The 25,254-nt window shown below is 38.4% G+C and carries 23 protein-coding genes and 1 other RNA gene; 3 read left to right on the top strand and 21 right to left on the bottom strand.

From position 1 onward, the window contains the following. Window positions 1-94 precede the first annotated feature (94 nt). Window positions 95-1,702: a ribonuclease Y gene (locus ACEE75_RS02610; RefSeq protein ID WP_354369422.1), complete on the bottom strand. Its 1,608-nt coding sequence runs from the start codon at window positions 1,700-1,702 to the stop codon at window positions 95-97. 148 nt (window positions 1,703-1,850) lie between these two features. Here ACEE75_RS02610 and ACEE75_RS02605 point away from each other — a divergent pair, with 148 nt between their 5' ends. Beyond that, complete coding sequence (locus tag ACEE75_RS02605; protein WP_447574703.1) at window positions 1,851-2,333, top strand: S-ribosylhomocysteine lyase; 483 nt, start codon at window positions 1,851-1,853, stop codon at window positions 2,331-2,333. 41 nt (window positions 2,334-2,374) lie between these two features. Here the strand turns inward: ACEE75_RS02605 and ACEE75_RS02600 are convergent, their stop codons facing one another. From ACEE75_RS02600 to ACEE75_RS02580, 5 genes are all read right to left on the bottom strand, one after another. After that, window positions 2,375-3,898, bottom strand: a complete 1,524-nt coding sequence (locus tag ACEE75_RS02600; protein WP_447574705.1) for a cell division site-positioning protein MapZ family protein — start codon at window positions 3,896-3,898, stop codon at window positions 2,375-2,377. 13 nt (window positions 3,899-3,911) lie between these two features. Then, the gene (locus ACEE75_RS02595; RefSeq protein WP_447574706.1) at window positions 3,912-5,066 is read right to left on the bottom strand and encodes a THUMP domain-containing class I SAM-dependent RNA methyltransferase; all 1,155 of its coding nucleotides are present in this window, start codon (window positions 5,064-5,066) and stop codon (window positions 3,912-3,914) included. Between the two features lie 67 nt (window positions 5,067-5,133). After that, window positions 5,134-5,497: RNase P RNA component class B (rnpB, locus tag ACEE75_RS02590), an RNA gene on the bottom strand. 12 nt (window positions 5,498-5,509) lie between these two features. Further along, a complete protein-coding gene (gene gpsB / locus ACEE75_RS02585) occupies window positions 5,510-5,917 on the bottom strand; it encodes a cell division regulator GpsB (RefSeq protein WP_447575239.1) in 408 nt (135 codons plus the stop codon). Between the two features lie 108 nt (window positions 5,918-6,025). Further along, window positions 6,026-6,544: a DUF1273 domain-containing protein gene (locus ACEE75_RS02580; RefSeq protein ID WP_447575240.1), complete on the bottom strand. Its 519-nt coding sequence runs from the start codon at window positions 6,542-6,544 to the stop codon at window positions 6,026-6,028. 87 nt (window positions 6,545-6,631) lie between these two features. Between ACEE75_RS02580 and recU the strand changes: the two genes are divergently transcribed. Together recU and pbp1a are read left to right on the top strand one after the other, a co-directional pair. After that, window positions 6,632-7,225: a Holliday junction resolvase RecU gene (gene recU / locus ACEE75_RS02575; RefSeq protein ID WP_354369434.1), complete on the top strand. Its 594-nt coding sequence runs from the start codon at window positions 6,632-6,634 to the stop codon at window positions 7,223-7,225. After that, entirely contained in the window at window positions 7,218-9,431 is a 2,214-nt protein-coding gene (gene pbp1a / locus ACEE75_RS02570; protein ID WP_447575241.1) for a penicillin-binding protein PBP1A, read from the top strand. The genes recU and pbp1a overlap by 8 nt, the downstream gene beginning before the upstream one ends. A 113-nt stretch (window positions 9,432-9,544) precedes the next feature. Here the strand turns inward: pbp1a and pepC are convergent, their stop codons facing one another. The 15 genes from pepC to proB form a co-directional block, all read right to left on the bottom strand. Then, window positions 9,545-10,876 (bottom strand): aminopeptidase C, encoded by a 1,332-nt coding sequence (gene pepC, locus ACEE75_RS02565; RefSeq protein WP_447575242.1) that lies wholly within the window; start codon window positions 10,874-10,876, stop codon window positions 9,545-9,547. A 68-nt stretch (window positions 10,877-10,944) separates the two neighbouring features. Continuing rightward, a complete protein-coding gene (gene nadE / locus ACEE75_RS02560) occupies window positions 10,945-11,775 on the bottom strand; it encodes an ammonia-dependent NAD(+) synthetase (RefSeq protein ID WP_354369440.1) in 831 nt (276 codons plus the stop codon). Next, entirely contained in the window at window positions 11,772-13,232 is a 1,461-nt protein-coding gene (locus tag ACEE75_RS02555; protein WP_447575243.1) for a nicotinate phosphoribosyltransferase, read from the bottom strand. The genes nadE and ACEE75_RS02555 overlap by 4 nt, the downstream gene beginning before the upstream one ends. Before the next feature lie 129 nt (window positions 13,233-13,361). Then, the gene (gene trxB, locus ACEE75_RS02550; protein ID WP_447575244.1) at window positions 13,362-14,276 is read right to left on the bottom strand and encodes a thioredoxin-disulfide reductase; all 915 of its coding nucleotides are present in this window, start codon (window positions 14,274-14,276) and stop codon (window positions 13,362-13,364) included. A 64-nt stretch (window positions 14,277-14,340) separates the two neighbouring features. Then, a complete protein-coding gene (locus ACEE75_RS02545) occupies window positions 14,341-14,565 on the bottom strand; it encodes a DUF4059 family protein (RefSeq protein ID WP_447575245.1) in 225 nt (74 codons plus the stop codon). Window positions 14,566-14,661: 96 nt separating this feature from the next. Next, the gene (locus ACEE75_RS02540) at window positions 14,662-15,405 is read right to left on the bottom strand and encodes an amino acid ABC transporter ATP-binding protein (protein ID WP_427893692.1); all 744 of its coding nucleotides are present in this window, start codon (window positions 15,403-15,405) and stop codon (window positions 14,662-14,664) included. Then, a complete protein-coding gene (locus ACEE75_RS02535; RefSeq protein WP_354369449.1) occupies window positions 15,405-16,199 on the bottom strand; it encodes an amino acid ABC transporter permease in 795 nt (264 codons plus the stop codon). Before ACEE75_RS02535 ends, ACEE75_RS02540 begins: the two co-directional genes overlap by 1 nt. A gap of 20 nt (window positions 16,200-16,219) precedes the next feature. Continuing rightward, window positions 16,220-17,038, bottom strand: coding sequence for a transporter substrate-binding domain-containing protein (locus ACEE75_RS02530; RefSeq protein ID WP_447575255.1), 819 nt, complete (start codon window positions 17,036-17,038; stop codon window positions 16,220-16,222). Window positions 17,039-17,145: 107 nt separating this feature from the next. Beyond that, entirely contained in the window at window positions 17,146-18,489 is a 1,344-nt protein-coding gene (locus ACEE75_RS02525; RefSeq protein ID WP_447575246.1) for a DEAD/DEAH box helicase, read from the bottom strand. 85 nt (window positions 18,490-18,574) lie between these two features. Further along, window positions 18,575-19,573 carry a phospho-N-acetylmuramoyl-pentapeptide-transferase gene (gene mraY, locus ACEE75_RS02520; protein ID WP_427893695.1) on the bottom strand — a complete coding sequence of 333 codons (999 nt, stop codon included), beginning with the start codon at window positions 19,571-19,573 and terminating at the stop codon, window positions 18,575-18,577. A gap of 1 nt (window position 19,574) precedes the next feature. Continuing rightward, window positions 19,575-21,815, bottom strand: coding sequence for a penicillin-binding protein PBP2X (pbp2x, locus tag ACEE75_RS02515; RefSeq protein WP_447575247.1), 2,241 nt, complete (start codon window positions 21,813-21,815; stop codon window positions 19,575-19,577). Window positions 21,816-21,818: 3 nt separating this feature from the next. After that, window positions 21,819-22,154, bottom strand: coding sequence for a cell division protein FtsL (gene ftsL, locus ACEE75_RS02510; protein ID WP_354369457.1), 336 nt, complete (start codon window positions 22,152-22,154; stop codon window positions 21,819-21,821). After that, on the bottom strand, window positions 22,151-23,101 hold the full coding sequence (gene rsmH, locus ACEE75_RS02505; protein ID WP_354369459.1) for a 16S rRNA (cytosine(1402)-N(4))-methyltransferase RsmH: 951 nt from the start codon (window positions 23,099-23,101) through the stop codon (window positions 22,151-22,153). The genes ftsL and rsmH overlap by 4 nt, the downstream gene beginning before the upstream one ends. Before the next feature lie 81 nt (window positions 23,102-23,182). Beyond that, on the bottom strand, window positions 23,183-24,433 hold the full coding sequence (locus tag ACEE75_RS02500) for a glutamate-5-semialdehyde dehydrogenase (protein WP_447575248.1): 1,251 nt from the start codon (window positions 24,431-24,433) through the stop codon (window positions 23,183-23,185). Window positions 24,434-24,436: 3 nt separating this feature from the next. Then, complete coding sequence (proB, locus tag ACEE75_RS02495; protein ID WP_427893703.1) at window positions 24,437-25,237, bottom strand: glutamate 5-kinase; 801 nt, start codon at window positions 25,235-25,237, stop codon at window positions 24,437-24,439. Window positions 25,238-25,254: the final 17 nt, after the last annotated feature.

Raw genomic sequence — 25,254 nt, 5'->3', positions numbered from 1 at the left:
TTCTACCTAGTTTATCAAAAATCATCTATTTTTTCAATACTTATCTCTATGCTAGATACCTCTGGCCAATAAAAAAACAGCCAAAGCTGTCTTTTTATTTTGCATAATCTATCGCACGTAACTCGCGAATGACCGTTACCTTAATATTTCCTGGGTAATCCAAGTTTTGTTCAATCTTTTCACGAATCTTATGTGCTAAAATCGTCACTTGATCATCAGAGACTTTATTCGGTTGAACCATGATTCGAATTTCACGTCCTGCTTGGAGGGCAAAACTAGTTTGTACACCATCAAAACTTGTCGCAATCTCTTCTAAATCACGAAGACGCTTAATATAATTTTCCATTGATTCATTACGAGCTCCTGGACGAGCTGAACTCAAGGCATCTGCCGCGGCAACTAAAACCGCAATAACATTATCTGGTTCAACATCTCCATGGTGGCTAGCAATTGTATTCACTACAACAGGATGCTCTTTATATTTGCGGGCAAATTCTGTTCCAATCTCAACATGACTCCCCTCGACCTCACGATCAATAGCTTTCCCCATATCATGCAAGAAACCTGCTCGACGAGCTAGCGCAACATTCTCACCCAACTCACCTGCTAAAATACCAGCGAGCTTACCAACTTCTACAGAGTGACGGAGAACATTTTGCCCGTAGCTTGTCCTAAACTGTAACCGTCCCATGATTTTAATCAAATCAGGATGCAAATTCAAAGCACCAATCTCAAAAGCGGCCGCTTCTCCATATTCTCGGATACGGTGATCCATCTCTAGTCGATTTTTTTCAACCAACTCTTCGATACGGGCTGGATGAATCCGTCCATCTTGAATAAGAGCTTCAAGAGTCATTCGAGCAATCTCTCGGCGAATCGGATCAAATCCTGATAAAACAACCACCTCTGGTGTGTCATCGATGATAATATCAATACCAGTTAAACTCTCAAGAGTACGAATATTACGCCCTTCTCGACCGATAATCCGTCCTTTCATGCTATCATCTGGCAGGTGGACTGTTGTAATAGTATGCTCTGTCACATAATCACCAGCAAGGCGTTGCATCGCTTGAGATAACAAATCCTTAGCCATCTTATCAGACTTATCTTTAACCTCAAGCTCCGCTTCTTTTATGCGACTGGCAATCTCATGAGTTAAGTTATTCTCTGTCTCTGTTAAGATAATCTCACGCGCTTCTGCAATAGTCATGGCAGCAACGCGTTCTAATTCTGATTTCTTTTCTTCTTCTAATTGGGCAACTTGTTCTTCACGCTCATCAATGTATCTAGATTTATCTGAAAGACTTTGTTCTTTTTGTTCGAGTAGCTTTTCTTTTCCACTCAAATTTTCATCCTTACGATCAAGAGAAGAGGCACGTTCTGTTAGACGTGTTTCCATTTGTTTCAACTCTTGCTTTTCGGATTTAAACTCTTTTTCAATCTCTTCACGATATCTTCTAGCTTCTTCCTTTGCCTCTAAAAGTAACTCTTTTTTATAAGCTTTACCTTCTCTGTCTGCCGTTTGTTTAATCTGTTCAGCATCTACTTGAGCTTGACTTCTTAAATTAACAGCATCTTGTTCAGCATTTAAAAGCGTTAGTTCTGCTGCTTCTTTAGCCGACTTCAATCGAGCTGAAATAACAACATAACCAAGGACTAAACCAATGAGAGAAAAAACAAGTGCTAAAATCACATTTAGCATGTCTTCCTCCTTAATATCTTTTTTCTATTTCCGATAGAAAACCGAATTCTATTTTAACATAAATTAAGCCTTTTCACAATGAAAAAACCAACCCATTTACTGACAAAATATGATATGATAACTGTACCAATAAAAAAGGAGAAAAAACATGCCAAAAGATGTTACTGTCGAAAGCTTTGAGCTTGATCATACAATTGTAAAAGCCCCCTATATCCGATTGATTTCAGAAGAATTTGGTCCAAAGGGAGATGTCATTACTAACTTTGATGTCAGACTGGTTCAACCAAACGCAGATGCTATTCCTACGTCTGGCTTACACACTATCGAACACCTCTTAGCTAAATTGATTCGTCAACGTATGGACGGACTTATAGATTGCTCACCATTTGGGTGCCGAACAGGCTTTCACATGATTGTCTGGGGACAGCCTACAGCAACTGACATTGCTAAAGTTATCAAATCTAGTCTAGAAGAAATCGCCACAAAGACAACTTGGGAAGATGTCCCTGGAACAACTATTGAGTCCTGCGGTAATTACAAGGACCACAGCCTTTTTTCAGCAAAAGAATGGGCTAAACTTATTTTAGAACAAGGAATCTCAGATCAAGCTTTTGAGCGTCATATTATTTAAAAAAATACAGCCCACTTTATTAAGTGGACCTGTATTTTTTTTTAAAAATCTAGAGCATCTGAATTTCCTGAAGCATTACCAACAAAATAACCTGTCTTACAGTTAATAGAAAATAGGTAAGTGCCATCTGGTTTGTACATATTGTAGTAACCAACACCGTTAATAATGTTGACCGGCTCAAGAATAAATTCATTGCCTGTGATGTAACCTCTAGCTTGTGAGGTTGCAATAATTTTTTCCATTACTCCTGGGGTGAAAATCCAAGCTGCATTTGTTTTGTCTGCGACAGCCGCTTCGTTATAAGGAACACGGCTCATCTGACGTTGTAAAATTGCTGGATCATAATTTTGAATACCATAGCTAGTCGAAGCTATTGTTGTAGCTGATGCTGCTGGTACAGTTTGAGTCCCCTCACTGGTTTGAGAACTTGTTTCTGATGCTGTAGCTACTCCGTCACTTGTGACCACTGTGGCAGAATCTGCGACAGGAACACTGACACTTGTTGCACTGTCACCAGCCGTTGCAGTAGATACTCCTCCTGACTGTTGAGTTCTCCCACTTGTGATAACTTGCTGTAACAAGCTATCCAACGTAGCATTCCCTGTATTTTTCATATCGGTTGTAATACTATCAAAATTAGCATCAGATTTAACTGCTACATCTGCGACAGCCTCACCATCAACAATGGCTGCAGATTCAAACTGAGCATTCACAGCTTGTGTGGTTGCAATGGCTTTACTTAATTTGTCATACTTTGATTTAGCATCATCATAAGCCGTTGTTCCTTCAAGCTTTTTCAAAGCTTCCTCTAAAGATGAAAGATTAGCAAATTCGCTATTTTTTAGTTTTGTTTGCTCTTCATCTACAAAGAAGCTTTTATAAAGATTTTCAAAATTCGTCACATCTTCTTGGCTAGCTGTTTTCTCAGTTGAAGATGAACTGGTTTTACTTTTAGCTGTTGAACTCTTTGAAGTTGAGGAAGAGCTAGTATTTGTGGCTTGATTACTAAAATAATTTAAGCCATAAGCAATCCCAAAAATCCCTACTACAAGAGCCCCTAACAGAGCAAAAATCAATTTTTTATTTTTATAGACTGGATCTTGTTTGTCATCTGCTAAAGCCAGTAAATCCTCTTCAGACGCCACCAGTACTTCTTCTGGCGAAGCTGTCGCTTGCTCTTGGACGTCATCTGCTATAGTCGATTCAACGATCGGTGAGGGCACAATTTTAGTTTCTTGTTCATCCCCTGTCTCTGATAGGACAGCTTCGTTAATCAGACCAGCAGTAGCTAATTCTTCTTTTTGTTTTTTAATAAACTTATCAAGAGCAGATGTATCCAAATCCTTAAACGAAATATCATCTCCTGATCCTGTTGCGAACTTACGATCAGCAATTTCTTCTCTATGACGCTTGATATATTTATCTAAAACACTATCTTCCTCAGAAATACCAACTTGCAATTCTGAGCCTTTCCGTTTTGCTTCTTCGACTGTCATATTCTGAGCCTCTTTTAACTCCAAGACAGCTTCTTCTTGTTGTTGGTTTTGATCCTCTTTGTTAGACACCGCTATTCCCTTTCTATTTTACCTGACGTCTGACTCGTTCACCAAAATATTGATATAAATCAACTTTTAAAGTCCCGTTATAAAGTTTTCGTTTCTTATCAGCAAGACTACCATATTTTGTCTCAAACTGTTCATCACTTGTGAGGATAAACTTACTCCACGTTTTCAGCGGAGCAAAGGTTTGTCCCATTTCATTATACAAGATGTCCACTGCTTTGTCATCCAACAATCGCTCCCCATATGGAGGGTTTGAAATAATAACCCCATTGATTTTGTCGGTTTTTAGGTCTTGAAGACGCATTTGTTTCAATTTGATGACATCTGCAAGTCCAGCCTCCTCAGCATTTTTTTTAGCAATATCGATCATCCGTCCATCAATATCAAATCCCGAAATATCTAATTCGACATCATAATCAGCCTTACTTTCAGCTTCATCACGGACGGTTTGAACCAAATCAGGATCAACCCAGTTCCACTGTTCAAAAGCAAAGTCACGATTAAAGCCTGGTGCAATATTCATCCCAATCATCGCCGCCTCAATACAAAAGGTTCCTGATCCACAGGTTGGATCAATGAGAGGCTTGTCTGGATACCAGTTGGAGAGTTGGATAATCGCGGCAGCCATATTTTCCTTAATAGGTGCCCCACCCTTCTCCGTACGGTAACCACGTTTAAATAAGCTAGAGCCTGTTGTATCAAGTAATAATGTTGCTCTGTCTTTTAAAATTGAGACTTCTATTTTAAACTCTGCACCATTTTCTATCAAAGGAACCCCTTCTGGACGATGAAAATGTTTTTGCAACTTTTTAACAACGGCTTTTTTGGTTATAGCCTGCACACTAGGCTCATTATGTAGCTTAGATTTGACAGACTTTGCCTTAGAAATCGGAAAACGACATCCCAATGGAAGATAATTTTCCCAATCTAGAGCAAAAACTCCTTGGAATAATTCCTCGAACGTTCTAGCTGGAAACTCACCAACCACAATTTTGATGCGATCTGCTGATCGAAGCCAAAGATTCGTCTCGATGATTTCTCTAACGCCACCTTCAAAAATGACCTTTCCATTTTCTACTTGGCATTCCAAACCTAAATCACGAATCTCACGACCAACAACTGCCTCTAGCCCTGCCGCAGCTGTCGCTACCAATTTAAATTTTTTCTTCATTTTATCCTCTTTATATTAAATAAAGGAGCCAAAGATTTCTCCTAGCTCCAACCCTATTTATGCAATTTTCTATAAGCCATGTTTTGTTCCAGTGGTACTAGGTACTACCACCTTCGATAATCATCTGTCTACTGCCTAAACAGTCAGGATTTCTGTTCGTTTCCATCCATCCCATGCCCCGACCAAAGTTTGGGTTGCTAGCTTGAGGGGTTTACCGCGTTCCATTTTTTACGTTTCCATAAAAACTTCGTCACTGTGGCACTTTCAGACCTACTTTGGCATATCTAAAGACTTAGCCATTTTAGTCGCCGTAACGTCAAAGACGTCCCTAGGCTTATGCATTCGCCTAGCACAAACACTACCGGCATCACAGCCAGTGCTAGCATGGACTTTCCTCATGGTAGAAAACTACCACGCGATTATCCAAAAATTGCACGACACTCCTATTCAGTAATTTGTTTACCGAATACTTCCTTTTCTAAACGGCTAATTCGCTTCAAAATATCAAAATTTGTCACAGCAGTAGTTGCAGTTGCTGGACGAGGGGTTTCTGATTTAGGAGTTGACATAACTGTGCTTGTGCTAGCTCCCACAGACCCTGAAGTTGCCTGCGTAAAATTGACCTTCGGTGATACAGATGGTGCTGTTGAAGCAGAAACCGAACGCGTCTTTAGCTCCTCTTTTAATTTGCTATTTTCCTCACGCAGGGTCTTTACCAGCTCTTCGTAGGCCTCGTAATCTCTGATAACATCATCAAGAAATTCATCAACTTCCTCTTTGCTATACCCTCTCATACTGGTTTTAAAATCTTGTTCAAAAATATCTTTTGGTGAAAATTTAATGCTAGCCATCTTCTATTCTCCGTACTGTTCATTCTTAAAATAGATATTAAAAATATCCATCGTTATTTATATTACAAAAATTGATGCAAAATTGCAAGAATAAAGTCTCTTTCAAGATTATTCTTCGTAGGCAATTTCATTCAACTCATCAAAATCTAATATTTTAATGGGATAATTTTCTTTCTCCACCATCTTATCATAAAGATATTTCAAATTTGTTTCATGTTCATGACTATAAAAAAGATAAGCTCCATCGCTATTGTCAACCAAAAATTCATTATAAGTCCTAAATTGTGTAGGATTTTGATAAGCTTCATAGCTATATTTCACAAAATCTACTTGCTTAAAAGCAGCTAATTTCTCTCGGTTGCTGTCGTTCCAATTTTCTCCCTGATTAGCAAAACAAAAAACAGTTCCCATAGAAAAATCATACTCTTTCCTAAGCTCTTGAGCAACTTCTAACACCCAATATTCAAAGCCTAAATTCCCTGTAAAAATAAGCCATTGCAAGCCTGCATCTAAATAGCGTTCTAATTGCCTTTTGATTGCCTTTTTGATGATCACAATACGTGGATCATTGTCTTTAAAAATGCCTAGGTCAGTATTTTTATAGCCTGATACAAGAATTACAGTCATAAATGTTTGTCCTTTTAAAAAATATGGTATAATGAATAGGGTTTATTTTTAAAGTAAACCACAATATCATAAGTCAGAGGGAGGAAAATGGTAAAATACCCTCATACGATTTCAAGACGCTCTGTTGGTACCTCGTCCCAGAAAAAAAGCACTAACTTTGCTAATCGAGGGATGAACTTTGAAACAGCTATTAATGCCACTAATGATTATTACCTTCATCATGGTCTTGCTGTAATTCATAAGAAACCAACACCTGTTCAAATTGTCAAAGTAGATTACCCTAGACGAAGTCGTGCTAAGATTGTTGAAGCTTATTTTAGGCAGGCCTCAACCACTGACTACTCTGGTGTATATAAGGGACATTACTTAGATTTTGAAGCAAAAGAAACTAGACAAAAAACCTCTATGCCACTGAAAAACTTTCATGTCCATCAGATTCAACATATGGAAGCCGTTCTTAAACAAGGTGGTATTTCCTTTGTATTGCTTCATTTTTCAAGTCTTAAGCAAACTTATCTTTTACCCGCTAAAGCTTTGATAGACTTCTATCAAGCTGAAAAAGGAAATAAATCTATGCCTCTTGATTATATCAAAAAACAGGCATATCTTGTAAAGGAAGCTGCTTTTCCACAAGTTCCTTATCTAGACATTATTGAAAAAAATTTTTTAGGCGGTGATTAACATCAAAAAAGAAAGCATACTCAAATTTTTAAAATACGCTCTCAGTATTACTCTTAGTCTGACTATTTTTATAATTGTAGCGGGTGGTCTTCTCTTCCTCTTCTACATCAGCTCAACACCTAAACTATCTGAAAAGCAATTAAAAGCTACCAATCTCAGTATGGTTTATGATAGTGAAAACAACTTAATCGGTGAACTTGGTTCTGAAAACCGTGAAAGTGTTACAGCAGATAATATTCCTCTCGACTTGGTTAACGCCATTACTTCCATTGAGGACCATCGTTATTTTAAACATCGTGGAATAGATATCTTCCGTATCGCCAGCTCTGCGCTACACAATTTAACAAGTAGCACAACTCAAGGGGGATCGACACTTGATCAACAATTGATTAAACTGACTTATTTTTCAACCTCAGAAGAAGATCAAACCTTAAAACGTAAAGCACAAGAAGCTTGGCTCGCTCTTCAACTTGAGAGAAAATACACCAAACAGGAAATCCTAACATACTACATCAATAAAGTCTATATGGCAAACGGAACCTATGGGATGCTAACGGCTGCTAAAGAGTATTATCACAAAGATCTCAAAGATCTCTCCATCGCGCAATTAGCACTTCTTGCCGGAATGCCCCAAGCTCCTAACCAATACGATCCTTATACCAATCCTGATGCTGCAAAAGCTAGACGTGATACCGTTCTTCAAAGAATGTATGAATTTGAACACATTACCGAGGAAGAATACAAAACGGCTATCAATACTCCCGTCACAGATGGCTTACAAGAACTCGTTCAAGAATCTAGCTACCCAGCTTATATGGATAACTATCTTAAACAAGTTATTGAAGAGGTTCAAGAGCAGACAGGTGCTGATATCTTTAAATCTGGTATGAAAGTCTATACCAATGTTAACAGTGAAGCGCAGCAGCAACTTTATAACATCTTTAACACTTATGACTATGTTGCTTATCCAAATGATAGCCTTCAAGCAGCCTCTACAGTTATCGATGTTACTAATGGTAAAGTAATCGCACAACTTGGAGCACGTAATCAAGATGAAGCTGTCTCATTTGGAACCAACCAAGCCGTTCTAACCGATCGCGATTGGGGATCTGCCATGAAAACTATCTCCGCGTTCGCACCAGCTATTGATTACGGAGCTTACCGCTCAACTGGCCAACTGCTAAATGACTCTTATTATACTTGGCCTGGAACAGACATTCAACTATTCGACTGGGATCGTCAATATAACGGTTGGATGAGTATGCAAACAGCTATTCAACAGTCACGTAACGTCCCCGCTGCGCGTGCACTTGAGGCTGCAGGACTAGATAATGCCTTAGCTTTCTTGAACAAACTTGGTATTAATTATCCTGAAATGGTTTATGCCAATGCTATCTCAAGTAATACCAGCAGCACAGACTCTCAATACGGAGCAAGTAGCGAAAAGATGGCTGCTGCTTATGCCGCCTTCTCAAACGGTGGGATTTACTATAAACCTCAGTACGTTAATAAAATTGAATTTAATGACGGTAGCGTCAAAACATATGATCCTGTTGGAAACCGAGCAATGAAAGAAACAACTGCCTATATGATGACAGATATGATGAAAACTGTTCTCAGCTATGGTATAGGTACCAATGCGGCTATCTCTGGAGTCTTCCAAGCTGGTAAAACAGGGACATCAAACTATACAGACGATGAGTTAGTTCAAATTGCATACGATACAGGCATTCCAACAGACTCTGTTGGTACAATAGCTCCAGACGAGTCATTTGTCGGATATACTCCGCAGTACTCTATGGCAGTTTGGACGGGTTATAAAAATCGCCTTACTCCGCTATATGGTGATCAGCTCGATCTTGCAGCCGACATCTACCGTTCTATGATGACCTACCTCAACCCTTATGGTAATTCTGATTGGACAATGCCAGATGGTCTATACCGTAGTGGCGGCTATCTTTTCTTAGATGGTGCAAGCACAAGAAATACAGCCGTAGCCGACACAAGTAATGCAACTGCTGCTAGTCGTAATGCAACTTACACTAGCCAATCTGTTGAAAATGATGATGAGGAAGATACCACAACATTAACCAGTAGTACCCTAACAACTGATAACTCTTCAGCAGCAAGTTCAACAGAAGAACAAACCACAGCTAGTAGTCAAACCAATACCACGTCATCTAGTTCTACTGATGCCACTCAATAAAATGATCTCTTAATATACAAATAAGCATTCCCAATTGGGAATGCTTATTTTTTATATCAGGTAAAACTGATAAATCAAACGATTTTTATCCTAACCATTATGATTTTTAGACATTAAGCCAAAGCCCCCATAGGGTCCCAAGGGGCTAAAGAAATCGGTACTGCTTCATAAGCTGCTAACTCTTCAGCTGTCAGAAGATCTTTTCTTACCACAATTTGATAAGTGTATTGGTCCATCCAAGCATCACTGGCAACAAAATAACCTTTGTCACCAACCTTTTCTCCCCATGAATTTTCTACCTTCCACTTAAGCGCTTGTCCATTTTCATCTAAATCAACACCCGCAAGGACCATGGCATGTGTCATCAAACTCTCACTGTAATCAAGACGGCCAGCCTTATCTTGTTTTAGTTCAATATCCATACTGGAGGTGAAATCATATATTCCAGTAGCCATCACTCCTGTTTGACGATTGCTAGATTGTCCCACATCTGAGCCAAACCAAACCGTTTCACCCAATTTCATTTGAGCAATCGCTAATTCTTTAAGACGTTTCATTTCAACATTAAGGTAACGAACACTTGGGGCACCTACGACATTTCCCAATAATTCAACCGTGTAAGATTGATTGTAAGGTTTATCCTGTGTCGGAGCATTAATAATAGACACATAATCAGATAACTTCAGCCCGACATACTTTTTATAAAATTCTTGAGGGCTGATATCTGTTTCAGAATGGTACTGATTATCTTTATCCCGATAAGCAAAGGTAAAGTGACGAGGAGGCAATCCTAGAGTCATTGCTAAAAAGTTAAAAACTTCTTGTAATAACTCTTCTTTTTTAGCTTGTAGGATCTCAATAGCAGCTCCGCTTGCAACCAAGTCACGTAAAATCTGCGCATCTTGTCGTAACAGCTTGTTAAGATATTGGTTAAGCTCACGGCTATTGCTAGAAGCAACTGATTCTGGATAAACGGATTTGGGAACCACACCATATTTTTCAAAAAGAGCAACAACCATATCCCACTGGCCTCCATCCTGTTGCGGAACATCTAGTAAAAATTTTACTTTACGACTAGATAGCTCTTGGTCTGCTGTGGCTATAATCTGCTCTAAAAACCAATTTGATTTTTCATACTTATCCCAGAAAAAAGTGTGTGCTTGAGAAAGCTCAAAATTTTCCAGCTGATAATCACTAATCAGTTGGTGCCGAAAAGTGTTTAAAGCAGCAAACATCCAACAACGCCCAGAAGCCTTTTGATTGGTAACAGAATCTTTTGTAACATCCAGTGAAAAGACATAATCATTTTCAATACTAGACTGACGATTTTCTAACGACTTCAAAAGACCATTATGTGTTACAGCATTTTCTATTGCCTGATATTTCGCATTGGCCTCATAATTGTCAAATAAACGATCTGTAAATGATGATGTTAATTCAAACATAAATTCCTCCTTTGTCTTATCTTTATTATACTCTTTAAAAGAAAAAGAGACTAGCATTTGCTAATCCCTTAATATGATTTCCAAAAATCATCAAAGATAGTAATAGGCAAGTGACGCTTATGTTCACCCTTATGCCACCAAGCTTCAATTTTTTCTTGGGCATCTTGTGATACTGTTTTACCTTCTAGATAATCATCAATATCATGATAAGTCACTCCGAGAGCGACCTCATCTGCAATCCCTGGTTTATTTTCTTCAAGATCAGCAGTCGGCACCTTTTCATAAAGGGCAGGATCAGCTCCAAGCTCTACTAATAATTGTTTCCCTTGGCGTTTATTTAAACGATAAAGGGGAAGAATATCGGCACCACCATCACCAAACTTTGTAAAAAATCCCGTCAGATTTTCCGCAGCATGATCTGTTCCAATCACAGCTCCCTTATGTTCACCAGCAATGGCATACTGGCTAATCATACGCATACGAGCTTTAATATTACCTTTATTAAAATCAGAAACTAGAACTCCCGCCTGTGCTAAATCAGCCACAGCGCCATCCACACCTGCCTTAACATTAACTGTTAAACTCACATCAGGTTTAATAAAGGAAAGGGCGCGCTGGGCATCTGCCTCATCAGCTTGAATGCCATATGGCAAGCGAACAGCAATAAACTGATAAGTGTCATCTCCTGTTTCTTGACGTAGCTCTTCCATAGCTAGCTGGGCCAAACGTCCTGCTAAACTGGAATCTTGTCCACCTGAAATTCCTAAAACATAGGTTTTTAAAAACGGGTGCTTTAGCATATAGGCTTTTAAAAAATCAATTGACTTTCTAACTTCCTCTTTAGCGTCAATCTCTGGCTTAACCCCTAATTCTTTGATAATTTCTTCTTGTAAGCTCACTCTAGATCTCCTTTTTGATAGGCTTCTTTTCTGATGCGATCAATCAAATTCATTTTATTTTCCCAAACATCACGCGCTAAATCAACAGGATAATGTTGCGGGTTCAAGACACGCTTATACTCATCCCAAAGTTTATCAAATTCCTGACGTGCATATTGTTTAATCTCGCTTAGACTCGGTAAAGTATAAACACAGGTTCCCTTATCAAAAATATCAACTAATAACGGTACAGCATCAAAGTCTGTAACAGTTTTGTTAATATAGGTATAAACAGGGTGAAACATTTCAATCTCATCAAGCTGTGTCACATCTGCACCATCAAATGTCACATAGTCTCCCTCAGACTTTCCTTTGGCACGGCTAGTAATCCGCCAGACTTGTTTTTTCCCTGGGGTTGAAACCTTTTCAGCATTACTTGATAACTTGATGGTATCTTGCATCTCACCATTGTCATCCTCAATAGAAACAATTTTATAAACGGCACCTAAAGCGGGTTGGTCATAAGCTGTAATCAGTTTGGTTCCGACACCCCAGACATCAATCTTAGCCTTTTGCATCTTTAAGTTTAAAATGGTATTTTCATCCAAATCATTAGAAGCATAAATTTTAGCATCAGTGTAACCTGCTTCATCTAGTTGTTCACGAACTTTTTTAGAGATGTAAGCCATATCTCCTGAGTCAATACGAACCCCTCTAAAGTTAATCTTTTTACCAAACTCTTTAGCAACTTTGATGGCAGCAGGTACTCCTAAACGAAGAGTGTCATAAGTATCCACTAAAAAGACACAATTTTGATGGGTTTCTGCATAAGCTTTAAAAGCATCATAGTCGTTTCCATAAGCTTGAACAAAAGAGTGAGCGTGTGTTCCAGAAACAGGAATATCAAATAGTTTGCCTGCACGGACATTACTGGTAGCATCTGCTCCACCAATAACGGCTGCTCGTGTCCCCCAAATCGCCGCATCCATTTCTTGCGCACGCCGTGTACCAAACTCAAGCAAAGGCTCATCACCAATAACAGATTTAATCCTTGCAGCTTTTGTCGCAATCAGAGTTTGAAAGTTCACAATGTTTAAAATAGCTGTTTCAACTAACTGACACTGCCCTAATGGTCCTTCAATTTGCATAATGGGCTCATTAGCAAAGACAAGATCCCCTTCTTTAGCAGACCTTACTGATAACTCTAGTTGAAAATGACGCAAGTAATCAAGGAAATCCTCACGATAGCCTAAATCACGAAGATAAGCAATATCTTGATCTGTAAATCTTAAGTTTTCTAAATAGCGTACCACACGCTCCAGCCCAGCAAATACGGCATAACCATTTTTAAACGGTTGATTTCGGAAATAAACCTCAAAAACCGCCTTTTTATTGTGCATTCCTTTTTCAAAATAGACTTGCATCATATTGATTTGGTATAAATCAGTATGCAAGGTTAAACTGTCATCTAAATACATGACTCACTCCTTTAATCTAATGCTACTATTATAGCATAAATTTAAGTTTCAAGCTGAAAGTTCTCTCTAATCCTTTTTTCCTAAACAAAAAACAGGAGCCTATAGCTGTCTCCTGATTTATGTTAAGATTTAATCTAATCCTGCAATAAATTGATAAACCTGCTGTCCAGCCATAGCTCCATCACCCACAGCTGTTGTAATCTGGCGAAGATCTTTTTGACGAACATCACCAGTCGCATAAATTCCTTTACGGTTCGTTCTCATATGATCATCTGTGATGATCCAACCGTCCTCATCTGTAATGTCTAAATCAGCTACCATGTTAGAAACTGGATCTAAACCAACATAGATAAAGACACCACCAAATTCATGATTTGTCACCTCACCAGTTTTCACATTCTTGATGTCAACGCTGGTAACTTTCAGATCATTTCCTTTAATCTCTTCAACTACTGAATCCCAGATAAAATCAATCTTCTCATGCGCAAAAGCGCGATCTTGCAATAATTTTTGAGCTCGCAAGGCATCGCGACGGTGGACAATGGTAACTTTATTGGCAAAGCGGGTCAAAAAAAGTGCCTCTTCAACCGCAGAATCACCGCCTCCTACCACCAACAAATCTTGGTTTCTAAAAAAAGCACCATCACACACAGCACAATAAGAAACTCCTCGACTGCTATAGGTATCCTCACCCTTAACTTCCAGTAAGCGATGTTTTGCTCCTGTTGCAATAATCACGGTTTTCGTTTCATAAGTAGCATCTGAGGTGATGACTTTCTTGATGTCCCCTTCATCTTTTATGGCTTCCACAATACCATAAAGATTTTCAACACCCAACTTTTCAAGCGGTTCATACATTTTCATAGAAAGCTCTGGCCCAGAAATCATTTCAAAACCAGGATAGTTTTCAATATCTGATGTATTGTTCATCTGTCCACCTGGGGCTCCTTGCTCTAAAGTAGCCACTTTTAGGTTAGATCTGGCAGCATATAAGGCAGCTGTCATACCCGCAGGACCTGCACCAATCACAATTGTATCGTACATCTTTTTCTCCTCTTTGACTATAGATGTTCTACATTTTAAACATTCTTTTTATTTTTTGCAAGCCTTATGCTTTTAACATCAATATAATCCCTGTAAAAGCAAATGATAAGATAGGAATTGTCATAATAGCAATTAAAAGAATATCATATAAAAAAGCTTGTCTTTCTTTGACCGTTTTATCCATCTTTCGCAACATCCGATAAGCTGTCCAAGCGGCTAAAATCACGACCACAAAAATAGCGGCTGATAGCAAACCTTGTAAATAAAGGCTTAAAATCTCTGTTAACATGCCTTCTCCTATACTTTTCAGTTAAAAATCACCTTACTTTTAAGTGCTTTAAACACAAATGATAAGGCCAAGACAATTGTCTCAGCCCCCATTATATCAAATATAGGTTTTTTTGTAACTAGCAAAAAATTCTTTGGTTCGATCCTCTTTAGGATGATCAAAAATCTCATCTGGACTTCCTTGCTCCAAAATATGACCTTTTTCCAAAAATAAGACCTTATCTGCTACCTGACGAACAAAATTCATATCATGACTAACCAAGACCATAGTTTGACCGCTTTTTGCTGCATCTGCAATAGATTTTTCTACCTCGCCCACCAATTCTGGATCAAGTGCTGATGTGGGCTCATCTAAGAGCAAAACATCAGGTTTCATCGCAAGAGCACGTGCTAGGGCGACCCTTTGTTTTTGTCCACCAGATAGGTGACGCGGATAATGGTTTTCTCTATCTGACAAGCCTACCTTGGCTAACTCTTCTTTGGCGATACGAGTCGCCTCCTCATCAGATAGTTTTTTGACCACCTTCAATCCTTCTTTAACATTATCTAGTGCCGTACGACGCTCAAATAAGTTAAATTGTTGGAAAACCATCGCTAATTTACGACGTAAGACTAAAATATCTTCTTTGCTAATTTGGGAAAAATCTACTGAAAAATCACCAATTTTGATCGATCCAGAATCCGGCTTTTCTAAGTAGTTCATGGACCTTAAAAAAGTGGATTTCCCTGCACCTGAAGCACCAACTAGAGCAACTACTTCCCCTTTTTTGATCTCAAGATTAAGATTATCCAAAACTTTTTGCCCAGAAAATTCTTTGGTTAAATTTGAAATGGTAATCATTAACGTACCTCCCCTACTGGATGATTAGCAAGACGGTCTGGAGACTTAATTTCCATTTTCTTTTCAATTAAGCGACCAACTTGCTCAATCACAATACTGACAACCCAATATACAATAGCAACAGAGATAAACCGTTCAAAATAGCGGTAATCAGAACCACCTAAAATTTGTGCTTGGGCAAACATCTCGACAATCCCTGCGTTAAAAGCCAAAGATGTCCCTTTGGTCAAGCCGATCAAAGTATTAATTAGGGTAGGGGTTGCGACAACAGCTGCATTAGGAATAATGACACGTCGATAAACTTGTTGTGAGGTCATCCCTAAGCTCCTTGCAGCTTCAATTTCTCCAGGATTGACAGATTGAATCGCTGCACGCAACGTTTCACTGGTATAGGCCGCTTCATTGAAAGCAAAGGCAGTGATTGCAAAAACTTCTGCTGGAATAGCATTAATGTTAACATCCAATCCATATTTCTGTCTCATCGCTTTCAGAAGAAGAGGAATACCATAGTAGGTTAACATCAACTGAACCAAAACAGGTGTCCCGCGTAAAAAACTCACAAATAAGGCTTGAATAGGATAAAGAAACTTAACCTTATTGATTTTAACGATCGCAAATAATAAAGCCAACAAAAGACCAAATAGTGACCCAGCTAAAGTTAATCCCAAGGTTGTTGGTAATTTTTCAATAATGGTCGGCAAAGCATCAAAAACTGCTCGCCAACTAAATAATTGTCCATCTGGTATTTTTTCAAGTAGCTTGTCATACCAGCCAGTTGCTAAAAAAAGCGTCATGTTTTCTCCCTATCTAGATATTATTTTAAGGTTGAGACAAAATCATCACCAAAATACTTGATGCTGAGTTTTTTGAGTGTTCCATCTTCTTTTAAAGTTTTTAAACGTTGGTTAACAAAATTAGCAAGCTCTTTGCCTTCTTCATCTTTTGAAAATAAGAGGTATTCTAAACCATCCTTATCACCACCGACACTGTCTTTCAAAGCTGTGGTATCCAAATCAAGATCTTGATCATCAATGATGTAATCTAAAGAAATAGCATCATACAAGATAAAGTCACTCTTTCCTGTCTCTACTCCTTGTAAACGTGTTGAAATAGCTGTTGAACTAGCCACATAGTTGATTTCAATTGGTTTTTTATCGGCATGCTCTTTATTCCAATCTTCTAGCACCTGTGCATAATTAGAACCTGCCAAGGCTTCTGTCGATTTTCCAGACAAATCGTCTAAACTATCATAACTTGTCCCATCTTTTGATGCAATAGCATAATTGGATTTAGAAATAGGATCTGAAAAAATGTATTTCTCAGCACGCTCAGCATTGTAATTAAAATCATTTGCAGCTAATTGGTAACGTCCTGCATCTAGGCCTGTTAAAATGGAAGAAAAGGCAACGGTCTCATATTTAACCGTATATTTTTTAGAATCTTTAAAAATTGCCTTCACCACATCAATATCATAGCCTTTAAACTGATCGTCTTTCTTATAAGTAAAAGGAGCTGTATCCGAATCTGTTGCTACCGTGATGGTCTTGGTACTTGCTCCTGCTGTTTCATAAACTAAAACACTTAGTGTTAAAGCTGATAAAATAGTTAAACCTTTTAGAACTTTCTGATTCATCGTCATAAGATACTCTCCCCAATGATAATATCTTCCAGTTTATCATGTCCTAAAAGGTCTGTATAATACTTATTATCTATCGCCGTGATAAGATTTTTATATCACCTTTAGAAACTTTGTTTCTTAGCTTTACGTTCAGCACGTCCTTTAGCACGGGCTTCTGCACGCTTAGTCTTACGGCGTTTTTCATCCACAGCCCACTGAATTTTCTTTTTATAACCTGGCTTGATTTTTTTCTTTTTCTTTTTCACCAACCCAATCATCTCAGTGTCTAATTTTTCACGCGTCTTTTCACGGTTAACTCGTCGATCACGATCATAGGTCTCTTGAAACTCACCATCTTTTAAAACTTTAGGAACGAACTTAATTCCCATCTTCTCCAATTCACGAATATCGGAATCATCACTTGGTTGATAAAGCGTAATCGCTACTCCCGCCAAACCATTTCGCCCTGTTCGCCCTACACGATGAACAAAGAAGGAAAGATCTTGTGGAATAGCATCGTTAATTACATGACTAACACCTTCAATATCAATTCCACGTGCAGCAAGATCTGTTGCTACAATGTACTCAAATTCCAAGTTTTTAACTTGATTCATAATACGCTTGCGCTCACGTGGTGGCACACCGCCATGGATTTTCGCAACTTTGAGACCATTTGCAACTAAGAAACTATGTAAATCATCTGCTCGTTCTTTCGTATTAACAAAAATCATGGCAACATAGGGATTAAGAACTTTTGAAATAGATAAAATTTGAGCATTTTTATCACGTCCCTTAGTAGAAATCAGCCAGTTATCAATGGTATCTGCAATGACCGTTGACGTTTTGATTTTCTCCATCACTGGATGAGTTAAATATTTTTTCAAGAAAGGCTGTAATTTTTGTGGGATTGTCGCTGAAAAGACCAAGATTTGAACATCTTTTGGTAGGCTAGCAGCAATCTTATCAACGGTATCTAAAAATCCCATATCAAGTGTCATATCTGCTTCATCAACTACAAAAGTATGGGCCTTATGGATCTCTAAATCACCTGATTTCACCAAATCATAGACACGACCTGGAGTTCCAATCACAATGTGAGGTTGACTAGCCTTTAACTTTTCAATTTGACGTAGCTTGTCCGTTCCTCCAACGTAGTTGACCACACGAATATCTGTTTCTGATTTTTCTGCAATCTGACGAGCAGCTAAATAAATTTGTGTGGCTAACTCACGACTAGGCGCTGTTATGACAACCTGAACCTGATCTAAATCTTCATTTATCTTTTGAAAAATTGGAAGTAAAAAAGTATGCGTCTTTCCTGATCCTGTCTTTGATTCCCCTACCAAATCACGTCCTGAAAGGACAACTGGAATCAATTTCTCTTGTACCTCCGTGGGAGCCTTAAAATTTAGTTCCTCCAAGGCGTCTTTGATATAGTTTTTAAATTTAAATTTTGTAAATGTCATAATGTAACCTCTTTTTTCATTCTCTTCTATTATAACACTAAAGAGAAAGAAATAGCAAAAAACACCGATTTCTCAGTGCTTTTGATTATAGATACAATAAAGCTAGGGCTAAGAGACTAGAAACTAGACCAAGTGTCCACAAGAAAGCATCTACTTTCCACTCACTCCATCTCTGTGCTTTGCCACTTAGACCTCCCAACTCAAGATGGTGATGGAAAGGAGTCATCCTAAAGATACGACGCCCTTCTCCATATTTTCTTTTAGTGTATTTAAAATAGCTAACTTGCAACATCACTGAAGAAGTTTCAATCACATACACTAGACCAATTAGTAACAAGGTCCACTCCACACGAAGCGCAATAGAGATCGTTGCTAGCATCCCTCCAAGAGCCAGACTCCCCACATCTCCCATAAAGATTTTAGCAGGCTTATGATTATACACAAAGAAGCCTAATAACGCTCCAATCATAGTGATACAAACCAGTAAAATATCATACTTATGATCTACAAAAGCAATGATAGAATACGCTACTAAACTGATCACAACCGATATAGAGGCCAACCCATCAATACCATCTGTGAGGTTGACCGCATTAGAAAATCCAACAAGCCAAAATAAAACAAAAGGAAGGTAAAGCACACCTAAATTAATGACATGTCCAAAAACATTCAGCTCACCTCCACCTGCCGCATTAACATGCGAAAGGTAAAAGACTAGACCACCTATAAGCTGGAGAGCCAATTTTTGTTTTGGATTGAGCCCTTCGTTAATCTTTCTAAAGACCTTTAAAAAATCATCTAAAAATCCTACCACACCGTAAAGCAATAAGATAAATAAAATCGCTAAAACGCCACCTGTCAGCATCTTCATGCTAGCTGCAAACACAAAACTCACCACAATAGCGACTAACAAGAAAACAACACCACCCATTGTCGGTGTTCCTGCCTTAGCTTGATGTTGCTTAACATCTTCGTGCATTTGTTGGCCACCAATTTTAGCCTTTTGATAAAATTTGATAAAGAATGGCATCACCAGTAGCGTTAAAAGAAAGGCTACCGCTCCTGCCGTTAAACTTGATAACATCTTATTCTCCTAAAGTTATTGTTAAATTTTTAAGGTCTTTTATTTTTGTTCCTGTATCTTTACTTTGCTTGATAACACGACCTGAGCTGCCTTTAATTTTGATATCAATACCAGTCCACTTAGCAAAAGTCTCAACATTTTGCTTAGTCCAACCATACATATCAGGAAGTGTTGTCAAGGTATTACTTAAAATTAAGATTTGTTTATTTTCTGGAAGATTTGTTCCTGCTTCCTCTGAAATTTTACTAATTTTTGTTCCAGTTCCTAAAACAATAGGTTGAACAAGATTTCGACGTAATTCATCTGCAACATCACCTGGATTTTCACCAATATAGTCTTTTAACTGATAGCTAGTTTGTTCTGCTTTTGGCGTTGCAACAGGTTCCTGTAAAGAATCCTTCATCAACATAGCCTCTTCTAAAACAGGATTGACAACATCTTGCCAGAACATTTCAGTCCAAGTTTCAGGCTGTTGGACAGTTGCATACATAATAAAATCAGGCTCATCTGACGGAACCATGGCCACAACAGAAAAAATATTGTCATTTTCACCTTTTAAATAACCTGATCCATCCTCAGCAGCAATTTCTGCCGTTCCTGATTTAACAGCGACAGATTCATTCCCTACTTGAATAATGGGAACACCATCCGCTTGAAGCGTACCGTAAGTAGGATCCGTTCCAACGGTCACCATATACTGCAATGTTTCTGATACGGCTTCTGCCGGAACAGGATTACCGACAATCTCTTTTTGAGCTGCGCGTGTCGTATTAGTGTTGGGATCATAAATTTTACTAATAAACTTAGGTTCCAACATAACACCATCATTTGAAATAGCTGTAAATGCTCGTAACATTTGAACTTGTGTTGTCGCAATCGCCTGTCCAAAAGCACTCATCGCAATAGAGACATAATTATCAGACGGCAGCAAACCATAGGCTTCTCCACCCATTCCAAACCGTGTTTGGAAACCAAATTTAAATTTAGCAAGGTAGGTTAACCATTTATCATTTCCCATAGCTTGCTCTAGCTTCGTCATCCCAACGTTAGAAGAAAAGGCAAACCCTTGCGCATAGGTCATGTACTCTCCCGTTGAAATCCCTTTGTTAACAGACCAGTCTTTAATCGTAGCATCTGCAATCGTTAAGCTAGCATTGTTAAAGACTTCATTAGGATTAAAGACCCCTTCATTTATAGCAGATGCTAGCAGCATCACTTTTAAGGTCGAACCTGGTTCGTAGTTAGTTTGATAAAGCTGACTTTGCCAAGTAAAATCTTCTCTGTCCAATCCTTCTTTAGTATCTGAATTGAAGCTTGGTCTCTGAGTCGTTGCTAAAATTTCACCTGTTTTAGCATTCACTAAGGTCGCACTGGCTTGCTTACCATTACTTTTTTCCTGAAAAACATCCATCTGGGTTTCCAAGTAAGTTTGAATTGGAGCAGAAATCGTGGTGTAAATATCTTTACCATCCACTACCTTTTGAACGGTTTTTGCCGTTCCAAGTAAAGTGTTACCATTCTTATCTTTTTGATAAGTCACTTGTCCATCTGTCCCAGACAAGATGCTGTCCATAGAAGCTTCTAAACCTGTTGAACCGACAAGGCTTTTTGAGCCATCTTCATTTTCTTGGAGTTGTGCCAAACCAATGAAATCAGAAGCAAACATCCCATTAGGATACATTCGTCCAGGACTGGTATCAAAGGCTACTCCCTTAATACCAGCTTTTTCCAAAGCATCAGACATCTCCTTCATGGTACTATAAGTAATGTTTGAACCTTTATTGCCAAAAGAAACTTGTGTCAAATTATTTTGGGAGAGTTGACTTCGTACATAATCTTCTTCTATATCTAAATATTGCTTAAAAATAGAAGCTACTGTATCATACTGGGAAGCTTGGACATAAAGCTTCTCTTTCAATGCTGAAACATAGGTTTTATCAATGATAGCATAAACACTATAGGTTGTAGAATCCTCAGCAATAGGATTACCACTGCGATCATAAATAGTCCCTCGCTTAGCTTGAACTGTACGGGTAGTTTGATAAACGGCCTGGGCACCTTTTGACAAATCAACACCAAATTTGGTATCTGTTCCAATAATAATCGCAAAATTGACAATAAAAACAAACAGGATAATGACAGAGAGATAAATCAGATACTTCCCTACCTGTTCTCTATTTCGAGCCGGCTGGCGACGGTTTTTAACTGAAAAATCCAAAAAATATTTTTTTAATCTTCGCATCACCTATTCCACCTTTTGAATATTATCATTTTGAACACTCAAACCAGCTTGATTGGCAATTTGTGCAATACGATCATAGCGACTTAATTCATTGATTTCTTGCTTGGCATTATTAACCTCAGTCTGTTGATCTGAAATTTGACTATTTAAGGAAGTAATTTCTTGTTGAAGTTGCAAATTTCGACTTTGTAAATAAATCACACTAACAGCTAAGGTAATCGCTGTCAAAACGATGGCACCATAAAAGCTCTTTTCAACTCTAGAAAAGGTTTTGACTCGGCGTTCAATGACTCTTAAGACAGCTTGATTTTGCCTTTCATTTTTATTTATTCTACTCATTTTATTACCCTTTTGGCTACTCTTAATTTGGCTGAATGGGCTCGGTTATTGAAATCCAACTCTTCTTGACTTGGTAAAATCGGCTTACGATTAACCAACTCAAAACGAGGTTTCAAATCATCTGGAATAAATGGCAGTCCCTTTGGTACTTCAACTGTGCTAGCTTCTTTAAAAAGTTGCTTGGTCAAACGATCCTCTAAGGAATGGAAGGTAATCACTGATATCCGACCATTGACAGCTAATAAATCCATGGCTTGTTGAATAGACTCATCCGCCGCCCCAAGCTCATCATTCACCTCAATTCGAATGGCTTGAAAAATTTGTTTTGCAGGATGTCCTTTTTTCTTCAACTCTTTTGCAGGTTTAGCTGATTTAATCAAATCAGCTAACTCTGTTGTTGTTTCAATTGGTTTAACCGCACGCGCCTGTTCAATCTTTCGAGCAATTTGTTTTGAAAACTTATCCTCACCATACTTAAAGAAAATGCGTACCAAATCATGATAGTCATAGCCATTAACAACATCATAAGCTGTTAATTTTGCCTCACGGTTCATTCTCATGTCTAAAGGAGCATCTTTTTTATAAGAGAATCCACGTTCACGCTCATCAAGCTGAGGACTAGAAACTCCTAGATCATAGAGAATACCATCGATTTCTGTCACCCCTTTTTCAGCCAAACGGGCCTTTAAATGTCTAAAGTTATCCTTGATAAAGGTCACCTGTCCTTTTTCAATAAAAGGCTTTAGACGAATGTTAGCATTGTCAATCGCTTTTTGGTCTTGATCAAAGGCATAAAGGTGTCCTTTTTCACTTAATTTTCCTAATAAATACTCACTGTGTCCTGCTCCTCCTAAAGTGGCATCAACATAAACCCCATCAGGCTTAATATCAAGCATATCTACGGTTTCATGCAACAGGACTGTGATATGATGAAATTCATTTGTCATAACCTCTATTTTACCATAATTTTTTAGAGATAGAAAAAGAAAAGAGGTTAGATCCTACTAACCCCTTAACGTGTCTTTGGCTTATTCTCTAATTTGCCCCTCACCATTGATATAAAATTTAGTACTGGTCAAAGCTTCCAATCCCATAGGCCCACGAGCATGCATTTTTTGTGTTGAAATCCCAATTTCTGCACCTAGTCCAAAGACAAATCCGTCTGTAAAACGTGTAGAGGCATTCACATAAACAGCTGCAGCATCCACTTGATCTTGAAAAGCTTCTGCATGCTTGAGATTTTGTGTAATAATACTCTCTGAATGGTGACTAGTATAGGTATTGATCCAATCAATTGCTTCTTGACAACTTGAAACCACCTTAACCGACATAATATAGTCTAAAAATTCGGTAGCAAAATCCTCTTCACAAGCTGGTTTGGAGTGTTCAAAAATAGCGGCTGCCTTCTCATCAGCTCGAAACTCCACCTCATGCACCTTTGCAATTTCTTTCTCAAGTTTTGGTAAAAATGATGAGGCAACTGCTTCATGTACCACCAAACTCTCTGCAGCATTGCAGACACTTGGACGCTGCGTTTTAGCATTAATGACAATTTTTGTTGCCATCTCAAGATCTGCAGACTCATCAACATAGATATGAACATTACCAACCCCTGTTTCAATAACAGGAACCTTTGCAGTTTCTTTCACACGGTTAATCAACCCCGCACCACCACGTGGAATTAAGACATCAATGTAATCTACAGCTTGCATCATCTCCTCAGCCACTGCATGACTCGTGTCTTCTACCAGCTGAACAACATTAGGATCAATTCCTTCACTCTCTAGAGTTTGACGAATAATATTGACCAAAGCCTTGTTGGAATTGATCGCATCACGGCCACCACGCAAGATAATGCTGTTACTCGTTTTAAAAGCAAGGCTAAAGGCATCAACGGTCACATTAGGACGACTCTCAAAAATCATGCCAACAACCCCTAAAGGCACACGCTTTTGAACAATTTTCAACCCATCAAGATTAGTATATCCGCGTACCACCTCACCAATAGGATCTGTTAAGTCGGCAACCTGGCGCAACCCTTCAGCCATAGCTTCAATACGATTGGCATCTAAACGTAAACGGTCCACCATGATGGAGGTAATTCCATTTTCTGCCGCATTTTCAAGGTCAAGCAAGTTTTCAGTTAAAATATAACTGGTCTGTGCGACCAGATGATTTGCGACTTGTTTTAACAAGTGATTTTTTTGTGCTGTCCCTAATCTCCATAAGGTCTGACTAGATTTTTTAGCTTTTTCCCCTAATTCATTAATATAACTCATCCTCTACTCCTTTCTAAAGAGCGTTCCTAGGTTTTCACCATCTAACACGCGAAGAATATCTCTAGGATTTTCACCATTCATCAAGACCATTTGTCCATTATTTTCAAAGACAATCTGGGCACTCTGTATTTTACTTAACATCCCACCTGTCCCAAATTTACTTCCTGCACCACCAGCAGATTGAATAATCTCATCTGTAATCTCAGGTACAAAGTGCCGCAATTTAGCATCATCATAAACATTAGGATTTTTATCAAATAAACCATCGATATCAGACAGCATAATCAATAAATCTGCTCCCACAATGTTAGCCACAATAGCAGATAGACGGTCGTTATCTCCAAATTTAGTGGTATGATCCATCTCATCGACACTAACAGAGTCATTTTCATTCACAATAGGAACAATCCCCATGGATAAAAGAGTCTCAAAAGCATTGGTCACATTAGATAGGCTCTCTGGAAATTCAACCACATCACGTGTCAACAAAATCTGTGAGACAGTTGTCTGATAGTGAGAAAAAATCTGAGCATAGAGATTCATCATGGCTACCTGTCCAACACTTGAAACAGCTTGTTGGCGTTCTACTTCTTGCGGTCGTTTATCAAGATTTAAAACATTTAAACCAAACCCCATAGCCCCTGAGGAAACTAGGACCAAATCCTTTCCTTGATTAATCAGACTTGAGATCACAAATCCTAGCTCATCAATTTTTTTTAAATTTATTTTTCCATTCGCTAAAACCAGTGAACTGGTGCCAATTTTAATAACAATACGGTTTACATCTTCAAAATTTCGCTTCATAAAGCTCATTATACCAT

The organism is Streptococcus sp. 11273D007BT (genome assembly GCF_053547195.1).
The sequence above is the reverse complement of the archived record's forward strand: the minus strand, read 5'-3'. Positions and strand labels throughout refer to the sequence as shown.